Source organism: Shewanella sp. SM95, from assembly GCF_025653595.1.
GTDB classification, from domain to species: Bacteria; Pseudomonadota; Gammaproteobacteria; order Enterobacterales; family Shewanellaceae; genus Shewanella; species Shewanella oncorhynchi.
Genome location: NZ_JAKKSE010000018.1, coordinates 1 through 16,798, shown reverse-complemented (window position 1 = coordinate 16,798; position 16,798 = coordinate 1). Strand labels below are relative to the sequence as shown.

The following is a 16,798-nucleotide window of genomic DNA, read 5'->3' as shown; positions in this document are numbered from 1 at the left end:
GCATGACCAAAACCCAATGCCAACAGATGATCGATGCGTACTTTCAGGCTGAGCTTGATGTGTTGGCAGGCAAGCAAACCACGATCAACGGCAAGACGATGACCACAGAGGACCTAGGCGAAATCCGCAAAGGTCGGCTTGAGTGGGAGCGCCGTTTAAATGGCTTTAGCCGCCCACAGGGCGGCGTCAAGTTAGCGAGTTTTAGCTAATGAAAAAAGTCATTGATAAACGGAATCCACCACCGCCGCCAGTTCCTCCGCCATGTAGGATTATCGATTATAGCGAAAGTTGGTATGAGGCTTTAAGGATGGGCGCTTTTTTCTTCTGTGGTGGAATTGCTATTCCGCTTCAACTTTATCAGTGGTCGATTATTCAAAAGTTATTCTTCAATTAATTAACTAGGGGCTTAAATGAGCATTATCAATGATGCGCTGGCGATATTTGCCCCGCGTTTAGCATTACAGCGTGAAGCGGCCGCAATGAGCTACCGCAACCTGAAAGGGTATGAAGCCGCCAGCCCAAGCCGCACGCATCGCGCTAAAAAGGAAAGTCGCGGGGCTAACCAAGCGGTATTTGCAGCAGGTAAAAGCCTGCGTGAGCAAGCGCGCTGGTTAGACGAAAATCATGATCTCAGTATCGGCATTCTCGACCGGATGGAAGAACGGGTAATCGGTGCCCAAGGGATTGTGGTTGAACCGCAGCCGCGCAGTATTAGCGGTGAAATCCTTGATGACTTAGCCAACGATATTCAACGCCGTTTCGGTGCATGGTCGCTTAAGTGTGATGTGACGGGCCGCTTTAGCCGCCCTGAATTAGAGCGTTTGGTGTTACGTAGCGCCCTGCGTGATGGTGATGTGTTCGGCCAGCATGTGATGGGTAAAGTGTCGAAGTTCGGCCACCCAAATGAGCAAGGCACTCAATACAGTATTGAAGCGTTAGAAGCCGACTTTATCCCCTACGAGTTAAACGAACCAGCAAAGCGGGTTCGGCAAGGGCTTGAGGTGAACGGCTGGGGCCAAGTAGTTAACTATCACGTATTGCTTGATCACCCAGCGGATCAGGTTGGCTTTCGCTACAAAACTAAAGCGGTACCCGCATCGAGCATGATGCACTTAGGCTTGTTCAAACGCCTGCACCAGCTGCGCGGCGTGTCGTTATTCCATGGCATTTTAACCCGCCTTGGTGACATTAAAGACTATGAAGAATCCGAGCGCGTAGCCGCAAGGATTGCCGCCGCGCTGGCGTTCTACATCAAACGCGGCGATGCAACTATGTTTCAACCTGACCAAAGCGGTGAATCGTCAAGCCGCGAAATCCCTATTGCACCTGGCATGACCTTCGACGATTTAAAGCCCGGTGAAGATGTCGGGATGATTGAATCAAACCGCCCTAATGTGCACTTAGTTGAATTTCGTAACGGCCAATTAAAAGCTGCAGCAGCGGGAAGCCGTGGCAGTTATTCCAGTATTTCCCGTGACTACAAAGGCAGTTATTCAAGCCAGCGCCAAGAGTTAGTTGAGCAAGACGAATCGAACCGCATTATGCAGCAATGGTTTTGTGCTGGCTGGTCGCGGCCTGTGTTCCGCAACTTCTTAAAAATGGAAATGCTCAACAAGCAGGACCCATTAGTGTTGCCGCCTGATCTCGACATCCGCACCTTGTTTGATGCCGTGTACTACGGCCCCACCATGCCATGGATTGATCCACGTAAAGAGGCCGAAGGCTGGGAAATGATGATAGCCGGCAACGCTGCTACCGAGGCCGAGTGGGCGCGAGCCCGTGGCCGTAATCCTGCGGAAGTGAAACGCCAGCGTAAACGCGAGGTGGAATACAACCGCCAAAACCAAATGGTCACGGCCAATGACCCCGACCCGACACTTGGAGAACAAACCAGTGAAGAAAACCAAGATAGCAATAGCGGCAGCAGCGCTAAGCGCAATGCTGCCAAGCGGAGCGCTGACCGCGCCCGCCGCAACGCTGAGCCAGATTAACAACGAGTCTCACCCAAGCAAAAGCTGGTATAGCCTCAAGGCGCAAAACGGCAATGCCGAGTTGATGATTTACGACGAGATTGGCGGCTGGGGTATTACAGCCAAACAGTTTGCCCGTGATCTACAAGCGCTAGGCAAAGTGGGCACCATTACCGCCCGTATTCATTCGCCTGGCGGCGATGTATTCGAAGGCATGGCGATTTACAACATGATAAAGGGCCACCCAGCGAACAAGATTTGCTACATCGATGGTCTTGCCGCCTCGATGGCCAGTGTAATTGCCATGGCCTTTGATGAAATCATCATTCCTGAAAACGCCATGATGATGATCCATAAACCTTGGGGCGGAACCCTCGGTGATGCGGATGATATGCGCAAATACGCCGATTTACTCGACAAAGTGGAAGGTAACTTAGTCGGGGCTTATCAACAAAAAACAGGCTTACCCGAAGATGAACTTCACGCCTTATTAGCCGCTGAAACATGGTTAACAGGCCGCGAAGCAGTGGAAAAAGGTTTTGCCAACACACTAACCGATCCGCTGCAAATGGCGGCATCACTTAATTCAAAACGTCTTAAGGATTTTACCAATATGCCTGAACATCTAAAAAACCTGTTTGCACCCAAGGGAAACATTCCTTCGCCTGCACCACAACCAGCGCCTGCGCCAAGTGCTCAGGTTCCAACACCAACTACAGTGCCAGTTGCTCAACCTGATGCAGCAACCATTCAAGCGGCTGCGATTGCGTTTAATACTCAGCGTATGACCGGCATTAATGCTGCGTTCGCTGCGTTCCCGCAATTGGCTGATCTGAAGAATGAGTGTTTAGCGGATGCCAACATCAATGCTGAAATTGCCAAAGACCGCATTTTGGCAAAGTTGGGCGAAAACACCACACCAGCGGCGACCATGCCAAACCGTACTATTATCCACTCGGGTAACGGTAATATCGTTGGTGACTCGATCCGCGCTCAGTTAATGTCGCGTTCAGGCCACACGAAAGCCGAAGCGAGCAACCACTATTCAAGCTACGGAATGCTTGAGTTAGCGCGCGCATCACTGCTAGATCGCGGTATTGGCTGCGCTGGACTCAACAAAATGGAGATGGTCGGTCTAGCCTTTACCCATAGTTCAAGCGACTTTGGCAACATTCTGTTAGATGTAGCGAATAAGTCAGTATTAATGGGATGGGAAACCGCCGAAGAAACATTCGAGCGCTGGACCAAAAAAGGTATTTTAGGCGACTTTAAAATCGCCCAGCGTGTTGGCCTTGGCGACTTTAATAGTCTGCGCCAAGTGCGCGAAGGGGCTGAGTATAAATACGTCACCGTTGGCGACCATGCGCAACAAATCGCATTGGCAACTTACGGCGAGTTGTTCAGCATTACCCGCCAAGCCATCATCAACGACGATATGTCGATGTTGACTGATATCCCAATGAAGATGGGCTTTGCCGCCAAGGGCACCATTGGCGACTTGGTTTATGCTGTGCTAACGCAAAACCCTAAAATGAGCGATGGTAAAGCATTGTTCCACGCTGAACATGGCAACTTAGGTGCAGGTGTACCTAGTGTCGCTGCGCTCGATGCCAACCGCATGTTAATGCGTAAGCAAAAATCGGGTAATCGCAGCCTCAACATTCGCCCTGAATTTGTGCTATGCCCTGTAGCGCTTGAAACCACCATGAACCAGATCATCAAGTCGAGTTCAGTCAAAGGTGCGGATGTTAACGCTGGTATCGCTAACCCCATCCAAAACTTTGCCGAAGTGATCGCCGAACCACGCTTAGACGATAGCAGCGCAGTGCAATGGTTCTTGGCCGCAGGTCAAGGCCGTGACACCATTGAGGTGGCTTATCTTGATGGTATCGACACGCCTTACATTGAGCAGCAACAAGGCTTCACTATCGACGGCGTAGCCACCAAAGTGCGTATCGATGCGGGTGTGGCGCCACTTGATTACCGTGGCTTGGTGAAATCAACAGGCGTGTAAACAGCGCTAAACCGACATAAATGGGCTATCAAACGATAGCCCTTTTTTATTCAGTTTTGTTTTTAAGCAGGAACACTCTCATGAAAAATTATGTACAAGATGGCAAGACCATCAGCTTTACTCCAACCGCTGCAGTTGCCAGTGGTGAAGCCGTGTTGCTCGGTATGTTGTTAGTTGTAGCCATTGCCGCTATTGCTGCAAACACACCTGGCGAAGGTGTCGCAGAAGGCGTGTTTGAGCTGCCTAAAAAATCCACTGATGTGGTCGCTTTAGGTGTTGCTCTGTATTGGGATGATGCAGAAAAGGAAATCACCACCACCGCGACTGACAATACCCTAGTTGGCAAGGCGTGGGCTGCTGCGGCTAACCCATCTACCAGCGTCTTGGTGAAAATCAATGCCTAACGTTGGCAGCCACTTTGCCGATCGCGTGCGGGGTAAAATGGTGCGGCTGTTTCAGCGTTTGGCTGATCCGTGCCTTTTTACCCCAAGCGATGGTTCAGCGCCATTTACTCGCCTGGTGAGTTTGGATGATAACGGCGCTGAAATTGCGGCCTCGTCTAATGAATATATTCCCGAGCTAATCAGTCGTGCCGAGTTTTTACAATCCGAAGGGGCGGTAAATTCTGGTGATGATTTTGCGATAGGTGAGGGCATTAGCGCCCAGCAAGGACGCCTCACCCAACGGGTAAGCATGGATTCGGTCAGCGTGACCTTTATCTATATTCCGCTTGAGGCCTAGCCAATGGCACGCATAAAGATTGAAGGCATGGAGGCGGTAACAAAGGAACTTAACCGCATTCGTGATGCACAAGCGCCAGCGATTAATCGGGCAATTGAGGACGCCGTAAAGTTTGGTGAAAAGGCGGCAGTCGATGCCATATTTGCTCGTTATGGTTTCCGTTCCCGCAGTTACATTGAACAGCATTTGTCTGTCAGTTTTGACCCACGCAGTTTAAAAGGTTTTATCACCGCTCGTTATCGTGCCAGCACTTTAACCCGTTTTGCCAGAGCGTTAACCCGCACCGGAAAGAACGGCGGCTCTCGGCCTGACGGTCACATGATCAGTGCGCTGCGCAATCAACCTACATGGTTTAAAGGCACCTTTACCTTGATTGGCCGCAATGGCAATCAAATCATGTTCCAACGCCAGAAAGGTGATAACAGTTGGCGCAAGCTTAAAGGACAAAAAGCGATGTACGGCCCTTCAGTGGCAGGCAGTTTTAGCAAAATCCGCGACGATATTGAGCCGCCGATTATTGCTCATCTGCGAAATAAATATGGCCAGTACGCTAATCGTTAATGCCTAAAGGATAAATACCGAAAGGACAGTCCCATGATCCAAGCAATTTTAGACCGCCTAGCGCTGGTTGACGGCGCAACTGTACGTGAAGGTTTTTATGTGCAATCGGTCGCATCTGAAAAGAAGTTTATCTTTTTGCAGCCGTATACCGATGGATTTGATAGCAAAAATGGCATCGATAAATATAAAGATGATCTAGTGCTGCAAGTGGTAGCGGGTATCAATCTAACCAAGTCAACTAAACCAACAGCCGATCTCATTAACTTGGTTCGCGCCATTCGCAGTGCGTTCTATAAAGATGAACGTAATAGCGAGAAACCCAGTTGGTTGCCATTGGTGATCAGCTTTAAAGAGTCTGAGCCCTGCAAGTACATCATGCCCGAAGCCCATGAAAAACATGGCCTAGCGGTTATCACCCTATCCCTTGTTAATACCGTTAAATTTGGAGACTCACTATGAGTGAAACAGTAACCGAAAGTTACATCGGCTCAGGCATCGTGTATGTTGCTGGCCGCGATGTTGGCAACGCCTCAGGCGTTAAAATTGCCATTGAACAAGATACAAAATCCCAACCAAACTACCGTGGCGGTGGCGGTAATGCTGCTGAAATTACCAAGGTAAAATCGGTAAAACTATCTTTCACCATGAACGATTTTAGCAATGCCAACATGGCTATGGCTCTGCGTGGCAAGGTGGAAGTGCTTACTGCTGGTGCGCTTTCTACACCTGAAACCATCAACGCAGTGTTGGACGGCTTAGCCGATACCGCCTTTATGATTGATACCACTGTTGACCCCGTTGTAACTGATACAACTGCCGCAACAACGTATGTCAAAGATACCGACTACGTTGTGAGTGCAGGCGGTATCCGTGCGCTATCGAGCGGTGATATCACTGAGGGTGAAGCGCTTAAAGTGACTTATACCAAAAAAGCTGGTAACGCGATGCAAGCATTAACCGAGTCAGGTGCCGTGGTGCCTGTGGTGATTGATGGCGTAAACGATGCCACAGGTAAACCTTGGGTGCTTAAGTTCTTCAAGTGGAGCCCAAGCCCTACCGCAGGCATGGACCTCATCGGAGAAGACTTCGGATCCTTCGATATTGAAGGCGGAGTATTAGCCGATACGTCAATCGTTGCCACGGGTAAGTCTAAGTTCTTCGTCCGTAGCGCAGCATAAGTCAAAAGATTGTTCCCTATAGCCCACAGCATGTGATCCATGTGCTGTGGGCTTTTATTTTGGTTTGTTAATTCCTACCAATCGGTGATGCCATGAGTTTTAAAGATCAAGTAATCAACCTGATCATCCAAGGCCGCGACTTGTTTTCAAGCGAGGCGGCAAAATCAGAAAAGGCATTGCAAGAGTTAGCAAACCAAAGTGAAGTCTTAAACGAACGCCTAGATGATTTAAAGCAGCAACAGGCTGCGATTAAGGCGATTGATGATCTCACCGCCGCCATCACTAAAGGCGAAAAGGGCTTTATCGATGGCTCGCGCGCGCTTGAACAATTCAGCAAAGAGCAAAAGCAAGCCGCGCAGAATTTAAAGCAGCTCGAGCAGGCGCAAAAAGAGGCGGCAACCTCAACCAGCAAGCTTGAAACTGAATACAGCCAAACCGTTGCCAAGCTCAGTGAATACGATGAACAGCTGGCCGCTGCCCGTGCTGAGGTTGATCGCTTAACTGCGACGCAAGATAAAGGCGCTCAGGCCAGTAAAGACCAAGCGCAAGCCCTTGCTGCCGCGAATGCCGATTTACAACAGCTCGAAACAGCGCATAAAAATACTGCTACCAGTGCTAACCAACTGGCGACCGAGCTTGAGCAAGAGCGCATTGAGCTTAAGCAATTAAGTAGCGAAGTTGATCAGGCTGGCCAGAAAAAGGCCGAGTATGCGCTTAAGGTTAAGGGCGCGCGCACTGAGTTAAATCAACTCGGCTCTAGCCTTGGCCGCAATAAGGCGGAGTTAGACAAACAACAAACCGTGCTGAATAAAGCCGGTATTGATATGAACAAGCTGGCTGATGCCAGCAAAGACTTAAAGGCCCAGCAAGCCGCCGCTGAAATCGCGATTAAGGGCGTAAACGATAAGCTTGCTCGCCACAATAAATTGCTTGATGAAAGCAAAAAATCATCGAGTGATTTTGGCGGTAGCATTAAAGCCGCCACGGCTTCATTGCTTGCCATGGCTAGCGCTTATATCGGCGTAGACAGACTATGGGAAAGCTTAAAGTCGGTTCTCGGCGCAGGCGATAAAGCGGCCTCTTTTACTGCGCAAATGACTGCCATGATGGGCAGTATTGCAGGTGGCGAGCAAGCAACGGCGTGGATTAAGGATTTTGCTAACCGTACTGGTACTCAGCTCGATAGCGCTAAGCAAGCCTTCGCCTCGTTAAAAACCTTCGGCATTGACCCCATGAATGGGGCCTTGCAATCGATGGTCGATTACAACGCTAAGCTAGGCGGCAGCCAAGAAAAGCTAGAAGGCATCATCCTCGCCACAGGCCAAGCGTGGGCCAAGCAAAAGCTGCAAGGTGAAGAAATCCTGCAGCTGGTAGAACGCGGCGTTCCCGTGTGGGATTTGCTGGAAAAGGTCACAGGTAAAAACACGGTCCAACTTGGCAAGCTGAGTGAAGCGGGCAAGCTTGGCCGTGAAGTGATGCAGCAACTGTTTGACGAAATGGGCAAGCAAGCCAATGGTCAAGCGGCATTAAGTCTTGATCGGTTAAGTGGTCAGTTAAATCTTCTCTCGAATAAGTGGGAGTCGTTCAAGCAGATCATTGCTGATTCTGGCGCCTATCAAGTGGCGATTGATTTACTCAAAGACATTAACACCAGTTTTGATCAGTTAAATCAAAGCGGCAAGATTAAGGCCGCAGCACAAGATATTAGCGACTTTTTCAAAGCCATTTTAAAAGATGGCGGCGCAAGCCTTAAAGGCATGCTGGAAAACATTACTGCCTTTGCTACTGGGCTTAATGTTGTCGCGGGCTCTATAAGGCTAGTGTTTAATGTTTTTACCTCTGTGGTGGCTACATTTGGCGCCGCAATAAGTGGCGTGTTCGCCCTTATTCTGCAAGGTTGGGCGACGGTCATTGGGGTGTTTGGTGGTGATGAGTTAGCGCAAACTCTTCAAACCCAAGCGAACGCGCTTAAGGCTGTCTCTAAGGCTTATCTTGATCAAGTCGAGCAAGATGCCCGTGATGCGACAGCTGCACTTAAACAAATGGGTGTTGATATCCGTTTAGACTCGGATGGCACCACTCAGACCCAAGTTGATAATGCTGAAAAAGTAAAAGCGGCAGTTAAAAGCCAACTTGAACAACAGATAGAAGCGAGTCAACAAGCGGTGGCAGCGGCCGAAAAAGCCAATGAAGCCGCAACTAAAGAAGTGGATGCATGGAAGGCTCGCGAACAGGCGGCTAAAGAGCATTACACCGCATTAAAAAACTCAGGTACAGCAACCCTTGCTGAACTTGAGGCCGCGCAGATCCAACTTGAAAACGCCACATTGCGCCTCGGTGATGTGCAGTTATCGCAGCTTGATAAGCAAAATCAACTTGCGGCCTCAAATGCTGCCCTCTCAACAGCGACGCTTAATCTTCGCAACGAGCAAAATCAGCTAGCGCAAGATCAACTCACTAAAGTGCGTGATGCCTTTATTGCTGGTGAAGCATCGGTTGAGGACTATAAAACAGCCCAAGACAACGCCAAGAAAACGGCCGCTGAGTTGGCAAAAGCACAAACTCAGTTATCTACTGAAATTAAAAAAACCTCCACAGCTGCCAACGATTACGAATTGGCAATGGCAAAGGCTGGCATCACCACAATTAAGGTTTTGCGTGACCAAGCTGCCGAGGCTAAAAAGACATTTGATCAAGTTAAACAAGGCGCTAAGGATGGCACTGCGTCAACCAATGAGCTAAACCAAGCGTTTTTAAAATATGCTGAAACTGCGCTTAAGGCTGAACAAGCCTCATTAAAATACGGTGAATCCAGCAATGGCACTGTCGCCGCTGCGCTAAAACAGCAAGCGGCTGCAATGGGGCTAACTGATCAGCTGGGTAAGTTGGTTGATCAATATACCAAGGTTGATACCGCTCAATCTGGCTTTGCTCAAAATAGTAACCGCGCCTTTAATCAAGTCGATAAAAGCGCGAGTGATATGGGCGATTCAGTGGTTAATACCCTCGACACGATTGTTAAGTCTGCCGAGGATGCGGGTTCTGGCCTTGGTGATATCGCACAATATTTTGCTGATATTGGCACTGCGGTATTCACTAAGGTTCAATCATTAAGTGATGGCGCTGCGCGTTACTTCAACACCATTGTTTATGGTGTGCAGAACGTGAAAAAGGAGTTTGGTGATCTTGGCCAAGTCGAAAACGAAATAGAACGTTTAACGGGTGTTATCTATGAGCTTGATAACACGTTAGCTAAAACGGTTGATTTTGTCGGGCTTCGCACCTGGGCACTTGAAACCGAGAAAGCCGGCAAGATTGCCGAACGTGCCTATTACCGCCAAAAGCTTGAACTGCTTAATCTAGTGGATGCACTCGATAATACTGATAAAGCAAATCTCAGTATTATCAACAGCGCAACACGGGCAACTAAAGCGCTTGATCTGGTGAATGATCAAGATATGTCTTTGCTCACTTCCGCACTGGACAGCGCCAAACAGCGCATGGACTCTCTGCGCGATAGTGCCGAGTCCACGCTTAAGTCGTTGCAGGATGAGCTTGATGGCTACCTTGGCCGTCAAGATGAAATAGAAAAACGCCGCTATCAAGAACAAGTTGCCGATCTTAAAGAACAACTCGCCGCTGCAGAACGCACAGGCGATAAGCAGCTTATTGCCGATTTGCACGAGGCAGAGCGAACGCTAAAGCAAGTTTATGAGTTCCGCACCGCTGAAATTAAAACCCAGCAAGCAGCCGATAAGCAAAGTGCCGCAGAGGCGAAGAAGCAAGCCGAAGCCAGTGCTGCAACGGCTAAGGCTGCGGCTCAAACTCAAGCAACCGCTACCGTTAACACGCAAGCCAATACCCAAACCAGCACGCAATCTGTGGCTAACACTTCAGATATGCAAGTGCTGCAACTGCAGGTTGGCAATAGCACCTTTAACGCTCAAATGAAGCGCAGCCTCGTCACTGAATTGATGAACGAGATCAAACGTCTGCAATCTGTTGGCGGTTAGCCAATCCTGTTATTCGCTCCAATTAATCAAAGGTCCCTATGACAACCATCGATAGCATTGATATCGCGGTGGATTTGCTGTGGCTAAACCGCGACAACACACCCCGCGTGGCGGCCAACATGAAGCGCGCCTTAAACGGCGCGCCATTGGTGCAGCAAACCATTATCCCAGCCGGTATTGCCATGGAGTTGGGCACCAAATCGGGATGGATGCTGCGCACTGAGTTTGAACAACTAAAAGCCCATGCCGCTACCACATTAGCTGCCTTCACGTTGGCCTATGAAGGCGCCAGTTACAACGTGGTTTGGGATAACACTGCAGGCTCGCCCATTACGGGTGAGGATTTATTTGACGAAGTTGGCGGGTTTGAAAAGCTCACTAACGTGGTTCTTAAGTTTCTGACCTTATAGGCTATCTATGGCAATCTCTCGCGCTGATTTAAAAGTATTCAAACCCGAGCAATTGGGCTCAAGCGATGATGCGGGTGGACAACGTACCAAGCTGGCGGTTGAGTCTGGCAAGCTTAACGAATTGTTTCGCGCTATTTCAGACATAGATCACGCGCAATCAGCGGTTGATATTGTGAAGTGTTACCCTGCACTCGATACCCCTGATACATCGATTTTGCTCGATGGTCATGTGTTTATCAGCCAAAAGCCAACCGATGATCTAGTCAGTTTATTGATCGCAGAGGCCGCTACGCTTGATGATGCTGACCGCATGACAGATATGGTTGAGATTCTGGAATCATCCGTTCGTGCTGGCCAGTTGATCCGCAATCGCTTAATTGGTTTTCTGGAAGGGCAAGATTCCTTTCCTAAGTCGTATCTGCAATCTAGTTATCTATTTAATGGTACTGAGTATTGGTCGAACGTCACATTACTGCAGGGGCAAACCGTAGTTATTTCTGTTGAGTATCCTGGCGCCGAAAGTGCACTTTACCCACGGTTTGAGCATTTCTGCCAAATTCAAGAAACGGTTACTGGTGGTCCCACTGGCATAGTGAAGTTTAAACCTGCCATTCCGTTTATCACACCTAACTACGATATAACAATCAACGGTGAGTCGGGCTGCACTAAGTTACGCTACGCCAGTGATAATGACGGGATTAAATATCATGGTGTAACCAAACTCACTGCCGCCTCAGCAACGAATACTTTAGCTGTTGAATCGACTCAAACGGAATTGCTGCCAAAAGTAAAAACGGTTAATCCACTCACAGGTAAAAGTATTGTTGAGGGTGGCAGTGGTGATGTGCCAAGTACCGTTATCAAAAACAATATTTCACAGCCTTATATCTATGGTCAATTTACCTATATTTTTGAAGTATCTGATATTTTAAATAATGATTTTGTTAATGAGGTACTGGGTTTTAAGCCGCGCCTGACGGCCTCAAATTTTTCCTATTGGAATATCAGCGTCACAGGCACAACTATCACAGCGAATACCTCTAGCCTTATACCTGGTTTAGACACGCTGACAATAGAATACGTCTCCGCTGCAAAATATGGCTTATATAGCAGTGCCACCACATTCCCTGATTTTAAAAAGATATCACTCGGTACCACTAAAATGGTGCTGACATTTTTAAATACTGCCCATGGCAGTGTCAGCATGACAGAAACATCTAGCGGCAACTTTGTCAGCGGTGGTGTGCGTTTGGCACAGCTTGATTACCATACTGGCGCAGTCACTAAGTTCCTTGATGCCCGTGGTGACTTCACTGTGCATTATGACTGTTTGATTGAGGAATCGACTTCCTCAGCCAATACCGTCAGCTTTGCGTTAGCCACCGACAGCCCAATTTATGACACCTTTTATGTCACCATTAGCAACGCTGCAGGTGACACCCTGTTATCGGGCTCAAGTGACAACGCAGGTGTGATCACCGGCTTAGGTATTAGTGGCAATATCACGGATTCAAATGTGCAGTTAACCTTTGCACAAGCCGTGGACTTAACCACGCTGCGCTATGACATTAGTGAGACTGTCACACTTTCACCACCACCCGAACTATACGGCCTTAATCCATTACGGATTAAGAACGGCGGTGTGGTGAATGCGTTTACTGCGTGGAACACCGTATCTGTACAGCACACTGAATTACAAGTGGTGAGCAGTCCCGCGCCAGCCCAAACCTACAACGCTCGCGCCAATGCGCGCTTTGTTGATATTACCGATGCTGATGGTAAATCACTTTGGACGCTGGCTAATACCCATTACACATGGGTTAAAGCAACAGGTGTTGTCACTCTCAATAGCGATTTTACGGGCTTTACTGCGCCATTCGTTCTGACCGATACCATTGGCGAAATTGCGCTAGTGACAGACGTACAAGCACAGGCATTAATACTAGCATCACCATTAAGCCAAACTTATCCAATCGGTACCAATGTATCGAGTGTGCAAAATTTGGGTGACTTACAGGCCCGTATTGGCACGGTACGTGATATGAGTGCGTGGGCTAACAATTGGGACCTCGATGGTGCACCCGCAACTGGCAACATGAATACCGTCGATTTTCCAATTGAGGTACGCAACGACACTGCAGTAAATGAGGATTGGGTGTTGATCTTCACCTCAGCAACAGCATTTAGATGTGTTGGTCGTCGCCTTGGTCAAATTGCCACGGGCGATACGATTAATGACTTTGCCCCCGTCAACCCGCTAACTCTGCAGCCGTACTTCATTATTCGTTCTGGCGCATTTGGTGGTGGCTGGCAAGCAGGCGAGGCCATTCGTTTTATGAGTTACGCCGCGAGTAAACCCGTCATGTTATTACGCACAGTGCAAAGCGGTCATAGTCAAATAACCACTGACCGGGCAGTGCTCGCGTTCCGTGGCAACGAATCTTAATAGGGGTATGCAATGGGATTACCAGTAACTGTTTATCGTTATACCGACGCGGGGGCGCCGCAATTAACTAATGGCACACCATCGGAATGGATGAACATTTTAAAAAAAGTGTTGGTTGAGGGTTATGGTGATAAAGCCCCACTCGGTTGGACATTAGAATTTGAAAATGCTGGTGTTTACAGTGCTGCATTTCGTAATTCAATCACTGATGGTGGTAGTGGTGGTTATGTAAAATTCTATTCGATAGATGGTAGTAATATTGCATCTAAAACAATAGTGATGAAGTGTGCAATGTCGATGACATCCATAGACACTTTTGTAAAACCATTGTGGACTAGAGGGTTACTATCGGCCTCAAGTACAAAGGGTTGGGAGATCATAGGGACCAGTCGAGGATTTTATTTAATATTGCATTATACAGCCAATCTTTTAAACGGTTTGCAAGGGTATGGTTTTGACACTCAAGTTTATTTCATAGGTGATATCGAATCATCGGTTGTTAATGATGTAGGTAGGTTCACTATTGCAAGCAGTAGCGGTGCAAATAGTGACTCTACTTCAAACGATGGTATCACCAGTAATAGTAATACATTGGCAACACAGTTGTATAACTCTGATGGAAGTGTTTCCAGTACAATGTATAGTTTTGAAAAATCAAATTTTTATAAAAACTCTGCTGCACCAAATGGTGATGCAGAACTATTGGGGATCAATCATGTAATGTCACCTGTACCGATTTACGGTGTACTTGCACAAAATACAAGTGTTGAGTCACCGTTTTGCCGAGGGCATGTTCCTGGTTTATACACATCATCATTTGCAGGTTATAGGACTGTGAACTGGCCTAAAGAGATTACACAATCTGGTGTGGTATGGGTTCTATTGAGATCGTATAACTCACCCCAACAGTGGGTTAAAACAGGTACATGGTATGATTAAACAACATGTAAATATAGTTGTTAAAGCACCTGTTGCTATGCAAGCAAGGGTTACTATAGACACAGACATAGATGCTGAAAGGGTGGTATTGATGCATCGAAATACAGGTGATTTATACTACATGTTTAAAGTGGTCAGCCCTGTTACATCATTTACTGTACCGTATAGCCATGCGGTGAACGATACATTGCTAGTTGGTATTTTGGACGACAACCATGTGTACAATTGCAAATTTGTCGATGGTGTACGTGCTGAAAATATTAATGCGAACGCGATATGACAGCAATAACGCTTCGGTTTGACACACCTTGGTTAAATGCGGTCAGCCCAATAACAATCAGGTTTATTGACACACCAGTTGTTGTTGATAATTCATTTGGTATCGAGTGTGGATTCAGTTGGTTTACGCTCGATGCTGTTGAACAATCATTATTGTTGGCTGAGTTTTCAAGTGATATTGAATCTAAAATTGAATCACCGTGGGATAATTACAACGCCGATGAGATTAAATTTGATGCAGTATGGTTATCCAATATTGCAAACGATTCAGTCTTATCAATTAATTGGTTATTTAATCTAAATACCCAAACAAACACCAGCGTTAATTGGTCGCTGCCAATTGATCACCAAATTACATTAAGCGTTAACTGGGTTGTACCCGATGAGCATCAAATACAACCCTCAATCAATTGGCTGGATATTGCCGCGCACCAGTTGCACACTGCAGTTGCATTGATAGACGGTCAGGACCAAGAAAGCGCGTTGATTATTCAGTACCGTGGCATTGTGGTCGATGATGAAAAGTCGATTAAATGGGGCTTTCACGAACCGCGCTGGGTTTGCTCTACCAAGTACCGCCCACCAGTTGGCAAGGTCACGCTTCGATTCAATGAGCCATTATCTACACAACCAAACCCAATTGTTTTACGGTTCACAGCCTCACCGAACGTTTGCTACTGGGACGATGGCGGCGGCCTTATCGATGCCAACCCACCATTACCCAATATCGATTTTAAAATCCCGATTGAACCACAAATCCGCAGGTACTACTTAATGCAGCCAACGATCACATGCGTGCGAGTATCAGACAGTTTACCGATTGTGATCACCAGTGTGAGCATTAGCCAAAGCCGTGGGCAGTGGGCAAGGTCGGTTAGCCTTGAGTTCTCAAGCCGTATCGATGCGCAGCGCGCCCACAATGAACTATTGCTGATCACCATCAACGGTTATGAGTTTTATGCCATTGCCGAGCAACCAAGCGCTAGCAAAGCCTTTGGTGTTGAAACCCACAGCAGTACAGGCCGATCACGCGCCGCAGAACTGTCATCGCCTTACCTTTTGCCAATCAGCTACACCAACACTGTCTTGCGCAGCCTTGGCGGTATTATCGCTGATCTGTTGCAAAACACAGGCTGGACTGCAGAGCTTAGCGGGATACCAGATTTTAGCGTCCCTGCAGGCGCGTTCAGCGTGGGTAACAAGTCACCGATCGACGCGATTAACGAAGCAGCAAGCCAATTGGGCTGCATGATCTTAGCGGATGATGCCACCCGTAAATTGACTATCATTCCCCGCTGGCCAACAGTGCCGTGGGAAATGGCAACAGCGATACCTGACCTAACAGTGCACGATGCTGTGATCACCAATTACAGTGAGTCAGTCTCCCGCAATCCGCTGTGTGATGTGGTGTGGTTGCGTGGTGAACAACAGGGGATTAGCGCCAAGGTGAAACGCACTGGCAGCGCCGGCAATATTCCTGCTGCTGATATTAGCGCTCAGTTGATCGTAGATAACCAAGCGGCGCGCATCGCTGGCACCAATGCACTAGCTGATACAGGCGACAAGCTCAACGTCACGCTATCCTTGCCCGTTATGGTTGATTTGCCACCCGCAACGCCTGGCATGCTGATTGGTATTCGTGAAGGTGCCGAAGTCTTTAAAGGAACGTGTGACAGTTGGAGCATCCGCGCCAGCGTCAGTGATCGCGGTGATATCGATATCGAACAATCCATTACAGTGATCCGCTCAATCGCGTAACCCTGCTAACAGCCAGCGAGGCATCATGCTTAAACAACTTCAAACAGCGTTAGTATTGCCACGGATGATCATGACTGTAGCTTCAGTAAACGCCGATGGCACTGTGACAGCCAGCAGCGCCAGCGGCCACACTATCCGCGCCATTGGCTCAGGAACGGTTGGGGATCATATCTATGTACAAGACGGCAGGGTGCTAGGAACAGCACCCGACTTGCCATTTGTTGAGATAGAGGTTTAGCGCTGAAGAATCCCCTGATGATTTACAAATAAATCATCAAATTAGGGTGGAAGCGCATCTTGTTGCATGATCAAATGGTTTCGCCAAAAACTACACTTGGACAACAAGATGCGCGAAGCCAATATCCTACAACATTCTTTACACCAATACTGCCCAGAACTTCACCTAAAACGATTAAACAGCTTGATGCTGGCCTCTAAGGCACTGATTGAATGTAAGACACTGACCTTGACTGAGTTAGGTCGAAATTT

Annotated in this window: 16 protein-coding genes and 1 pseudogene; all 17 read left to right on the top strand. The window is 48.0% G+C overall.

Annotation, left to right across the window (positions count from 1 at the left end):
- Positions 1–2: 2 nt before the first annotated feature.
- Positions 3–209, top strand: coding sequence for a hypothetical protein (locus L5M29_RS17340; protein WP_263169074.1), 207 nt, complete (start codon positions 3–5; stop codon positions 207–209).
- Positions 209–394, top strand: coding sequence for a hypothetical protein (locus L5M29_RS17335; RefSeq protein WP_263169069.1), 186 nt, complete (start codon positions 209–211; stop codon positions 392–394). The genes L5M29_RS17340 and L5M29_RS17335 overlap by 1 nt, the downstream gene beginning before the upstream one ends.
- 16 nt (positions 395–410) lie before the next feature.
- Positions 411–1,991: a phage portal protein gene (locus L5M29_RS17330; protein ID WP_263169067.1), complete on the top strand. Its 1,581-nt coding sequence runs from the start codon at positions 411–413 to the stop codon at positions 1,989–1,991.
- Positions 1,894–3,984, top strand: a complete 2,091-nt coding sequence (locus L5M29_RS17325; RefSeq protein ID WP_263169065.1) for a ClpP-like prohead protease/major capsid protein fusion protein — start codon at positions 1,894–1,896, stop codon at positions 3,982–3,984. Before L5M29_RS17330 ends, L5M29_RS17325 begins: the two co-directional genes overlap by 98 nt.
- A gap of 80 nt (positions 3,985–4,064) precedes the next feature.
- Positions 4,065–4,388: a DUF2190 family protein gene (locus tag L5M29_RS17320; protein WP_263169061.1), complete on the top strand. Its 324-nt coding sequence runs from the start codon at positions 4,065–4,067 to the stop codon at positions 4,386–4,388.
- Entirely contained in the window at positions 4,381–4,725 is a 345-nt protein-coding gene (locus L5M29_RS17315; RefSeq protein WP_263169058.1) for a hypothetical protein, read from the top strand. Before L5M29_RS17320 ends, L5M29_RS17315 begins: the two co-directional genes overlap by 8 nt.
- Before the next feature lie 3 nt (positions 4,726–4,728).
- Positions 4,729–5,286: a hypothetical protein gene (locus L5M29_RS17310; RefSeq protein ID WP_263169055.1), complete on the top strand. Its 558-nt coding sequence runs from the start codon at positions 4,729–4,731 to the stop codon at positions 5,284–5,286.
- A gap of 33 nt (positions 5,287–5,319) precedes the next feature.
- Positions 5,320–5,745, top strand: coding sequence for a hypothetical protein (locus tag L5M29_RS17305; RefSeq protein ID WP_263169052.1), 426 nt, complete (start codon positions 5,320–5,322; stop codon positions 5,743–5,745).
- Positions 5,742–6,464 (top strand): hypothetical protein, encoded by a 723-nt coding sequence (locus tag L5M29_RS17300; RefSeq protein WP_263169051.1) that lies wholly within the window; start codon positions 5,742–5,744, stop codon positions 6,462–6,464. Before L5M29_RS17305 ends, L5M29_RS17300 begins: the two co-directional genes overlap by 4 nt.
- Before the next feature lie 92 nt (positions 6,465–6,556).
- The gene (locus tag L5M29_RS17295; protein WP_263169049.1) at positions 6,557–10,477 is read left to right on the top strand and encodes a tape measure protein; all 3,921 of its coding nucleotides are present in this window, start codon (positions 6,557–6,559) and stop codon (positions 10,475–10,477) included.
- A 38-nt stretch (positions 10,478–10,515) separates the two neighbouring features.
- Positions 10,516–10,887 (top strand): hypothetical protein, encoded by a 372-nt coding sequence (locus L5M29_RS17290; RefSeq protein WP_259544799.1) that lies wholly within the window; start codon positions 10,516–10,518, stop codon positions 10,885–10,887.
- A gap of 7 nt (positions 10,888–10,894) precedes the next feature.
- Positions 10,895–13,333 carry a hypothetical protein gene (locus L5M29_RS17285; protein WP_263169045.1) on the top strand — a complete coding sequence of 813 codons (2,439 nt, stop codon included), beginning with the start codon at positions 10,895–10,897 and terminating at the stop codon, positions 13,331–13,333.
- Between the two features lie 12 nt (positions 13,334–13,345).
- Entirely contained in the window at positions 13,346–14,272 is a 927-nt protein-coding gene (locus L5M29_RS17280; RefSeq protein ID WP_263169042.1) for a hypothetical protein, read from the top strand.
- Complete coding sequence (locus tag L5M29_RS17275) at positions 14,265–14,552, top strand: hypothetical protein (protein WP_263169040.1); 288 nt, start codon at positions 14,265–14,267, stop codon at positions 14,550–14,552. Before L5M29_RS17280 ends, L5M29_RS17275 begins: the two co-directional genes overlap by 8 nt.
- On the top strand, positions 14,549–16,309 hold the full coding sequence (locus L5M29_RS17270; RefSeq protein ID WP_263169038.1) for a hypothetical protein: 1,761 nt from the start codon (positions 14,549–14,551) through the stop codon (positions 16,307–16,309). The genes L5M29_RS17275 and L5M29_RS17270 overlap by 4 nt, the downstream gene beginning before the upstream one ends.
- Before the next feature lie 25 nt (positions 16,310–16,334).
- Positions 16,335–16,547 carry a hypothetical protein gene (locus L5M29_RS17265; RefSeq protein ID WP_263169036.1) on the top strand — a complete coding sequence of 71 codons (213 nt, stop codon included), beginning with the start codon at positions 16,335–16,337 and terminating at the stop codon, positions 16,545–16,547.
- 108 nt (positions 16,548–16,655) lie between these two features.
- Positions 16,656–16,798 (top strand): annotated as a pseudogene (locus tag L5M29_RS17260) (IS4 family transposase); the annotation flags it as partial.

What these genes read in the sequence shown, in the direction of transcription:
- L5M29_RS17265 (WP_263169036.1), top strand. Translation starts at nt 16,335, where the DNA reads ATGCTTAAACAACTTCAAACAGCGTTAGTATTGCCACGGATGATCATG.
- L5M29_RS17290 (WP_259544799.1), top strand. Translation starts at nt 10,516, where the DNA reads ATGACAACCATCGATAGCATTGATATCGCGGTGGATTTGCTGTGGCTA.
- L5M29_RS17305 (WP_263169052.1), top strand. Translation starts at nt 5,320, where the DNA reads ATGATCCAAGCAATTTTAGACCGCCTAGCGCTGGTTGACGGCGCAACT.
- L5M29_RS17330 (WP_263169067.1), top strand. Translation starts at nt 411, where the DNA reads ATGAGCATTATCAATGATGCGCTGGCGATATTTGCCCCGCGTTTAGCA.
- L5M29_RS17285 (WP_263169045.1), top strand. Translation starts at nt 10,895, where the DNA reads ATGGCAATCTCTCGCGCTGATTTAAAAGTATTCAAACCCGAGCAATTG.
- L5M29_RS17275 (WP_263169040.1), top strand. Translation starts at nt 14,265, where the DNA reads ATGATTAAACAACATGTAAATATAGTTGTTAAAGCACCTGTTGCTATG.
- L5M29_RS17310 (WP_263169055.1), top strand. Translation starts at nt 4,729, where the DNA reads ATGGCACGCATAAAGATTGAAGGCATGGAGGCGGTAACAAAGGAACTT.
- L5M29_RS17300 (WP_263169051.1), top strand. Translation starts at nt 5,742, where the DNA reads ATGAGTGAAACAGTAACCGAAAGTTACATCGGCTCAGGCATCGTGTAT.
- L5M29_RS17320 (WP_263169061.1), top strand. Translation starts at nt 4,065, where the DNA reads ATGAAAAATTATGTACAAGATGGCAAGACCATCAGCTTTACTCCAACC.
- L5M29_RS17340 (WP_263169074.1), top strand. Translation starts at nt 3, where the DNA reads ATGACCAAAACCCAATGCCAACAGATGATCGATGCGTACTTTCAGGCT.
- L5M29_RS17270 (WP_263169038.1), top strand. Translation starts at nt 14,549, where the DNA reads ATGACAGCAATAACGCTTCGGTTTGACACACCTTGGTTAAATGCGGTC.
- L5M29_RS17280 (WP_263169042.1), top strand. Translation starts at nt 13,346, where the DNA reads ATGGGATTACCAGTAACTGTTTATCGTTATACCGACGCGGGGGCGCCG.
- L5M29_RS17295 (WP_263169049.1), top strand. Translation starts at nt 6,557, where the DNA reads ATGAGTTTTAAAGATCAAGTAATCAACCTGATCATCCAAGGCCGCGAC.
- L5M29_RS17335 (WP_263169069.1), top strand. Translation starts at nt 209, where the DNA reads ATGAAAAAAGTCATTGATAAACGGAATCCACCACCGCCGCCAGTTCCT.
- L5M29_RS17315 (WP_263169058.1), top strand. Translation starts at nt 4,381, where the DNA reads ATGCCTAACGTTGGCAGCCACTTTGCCGATCGCGTGCGGGGTAAAATG.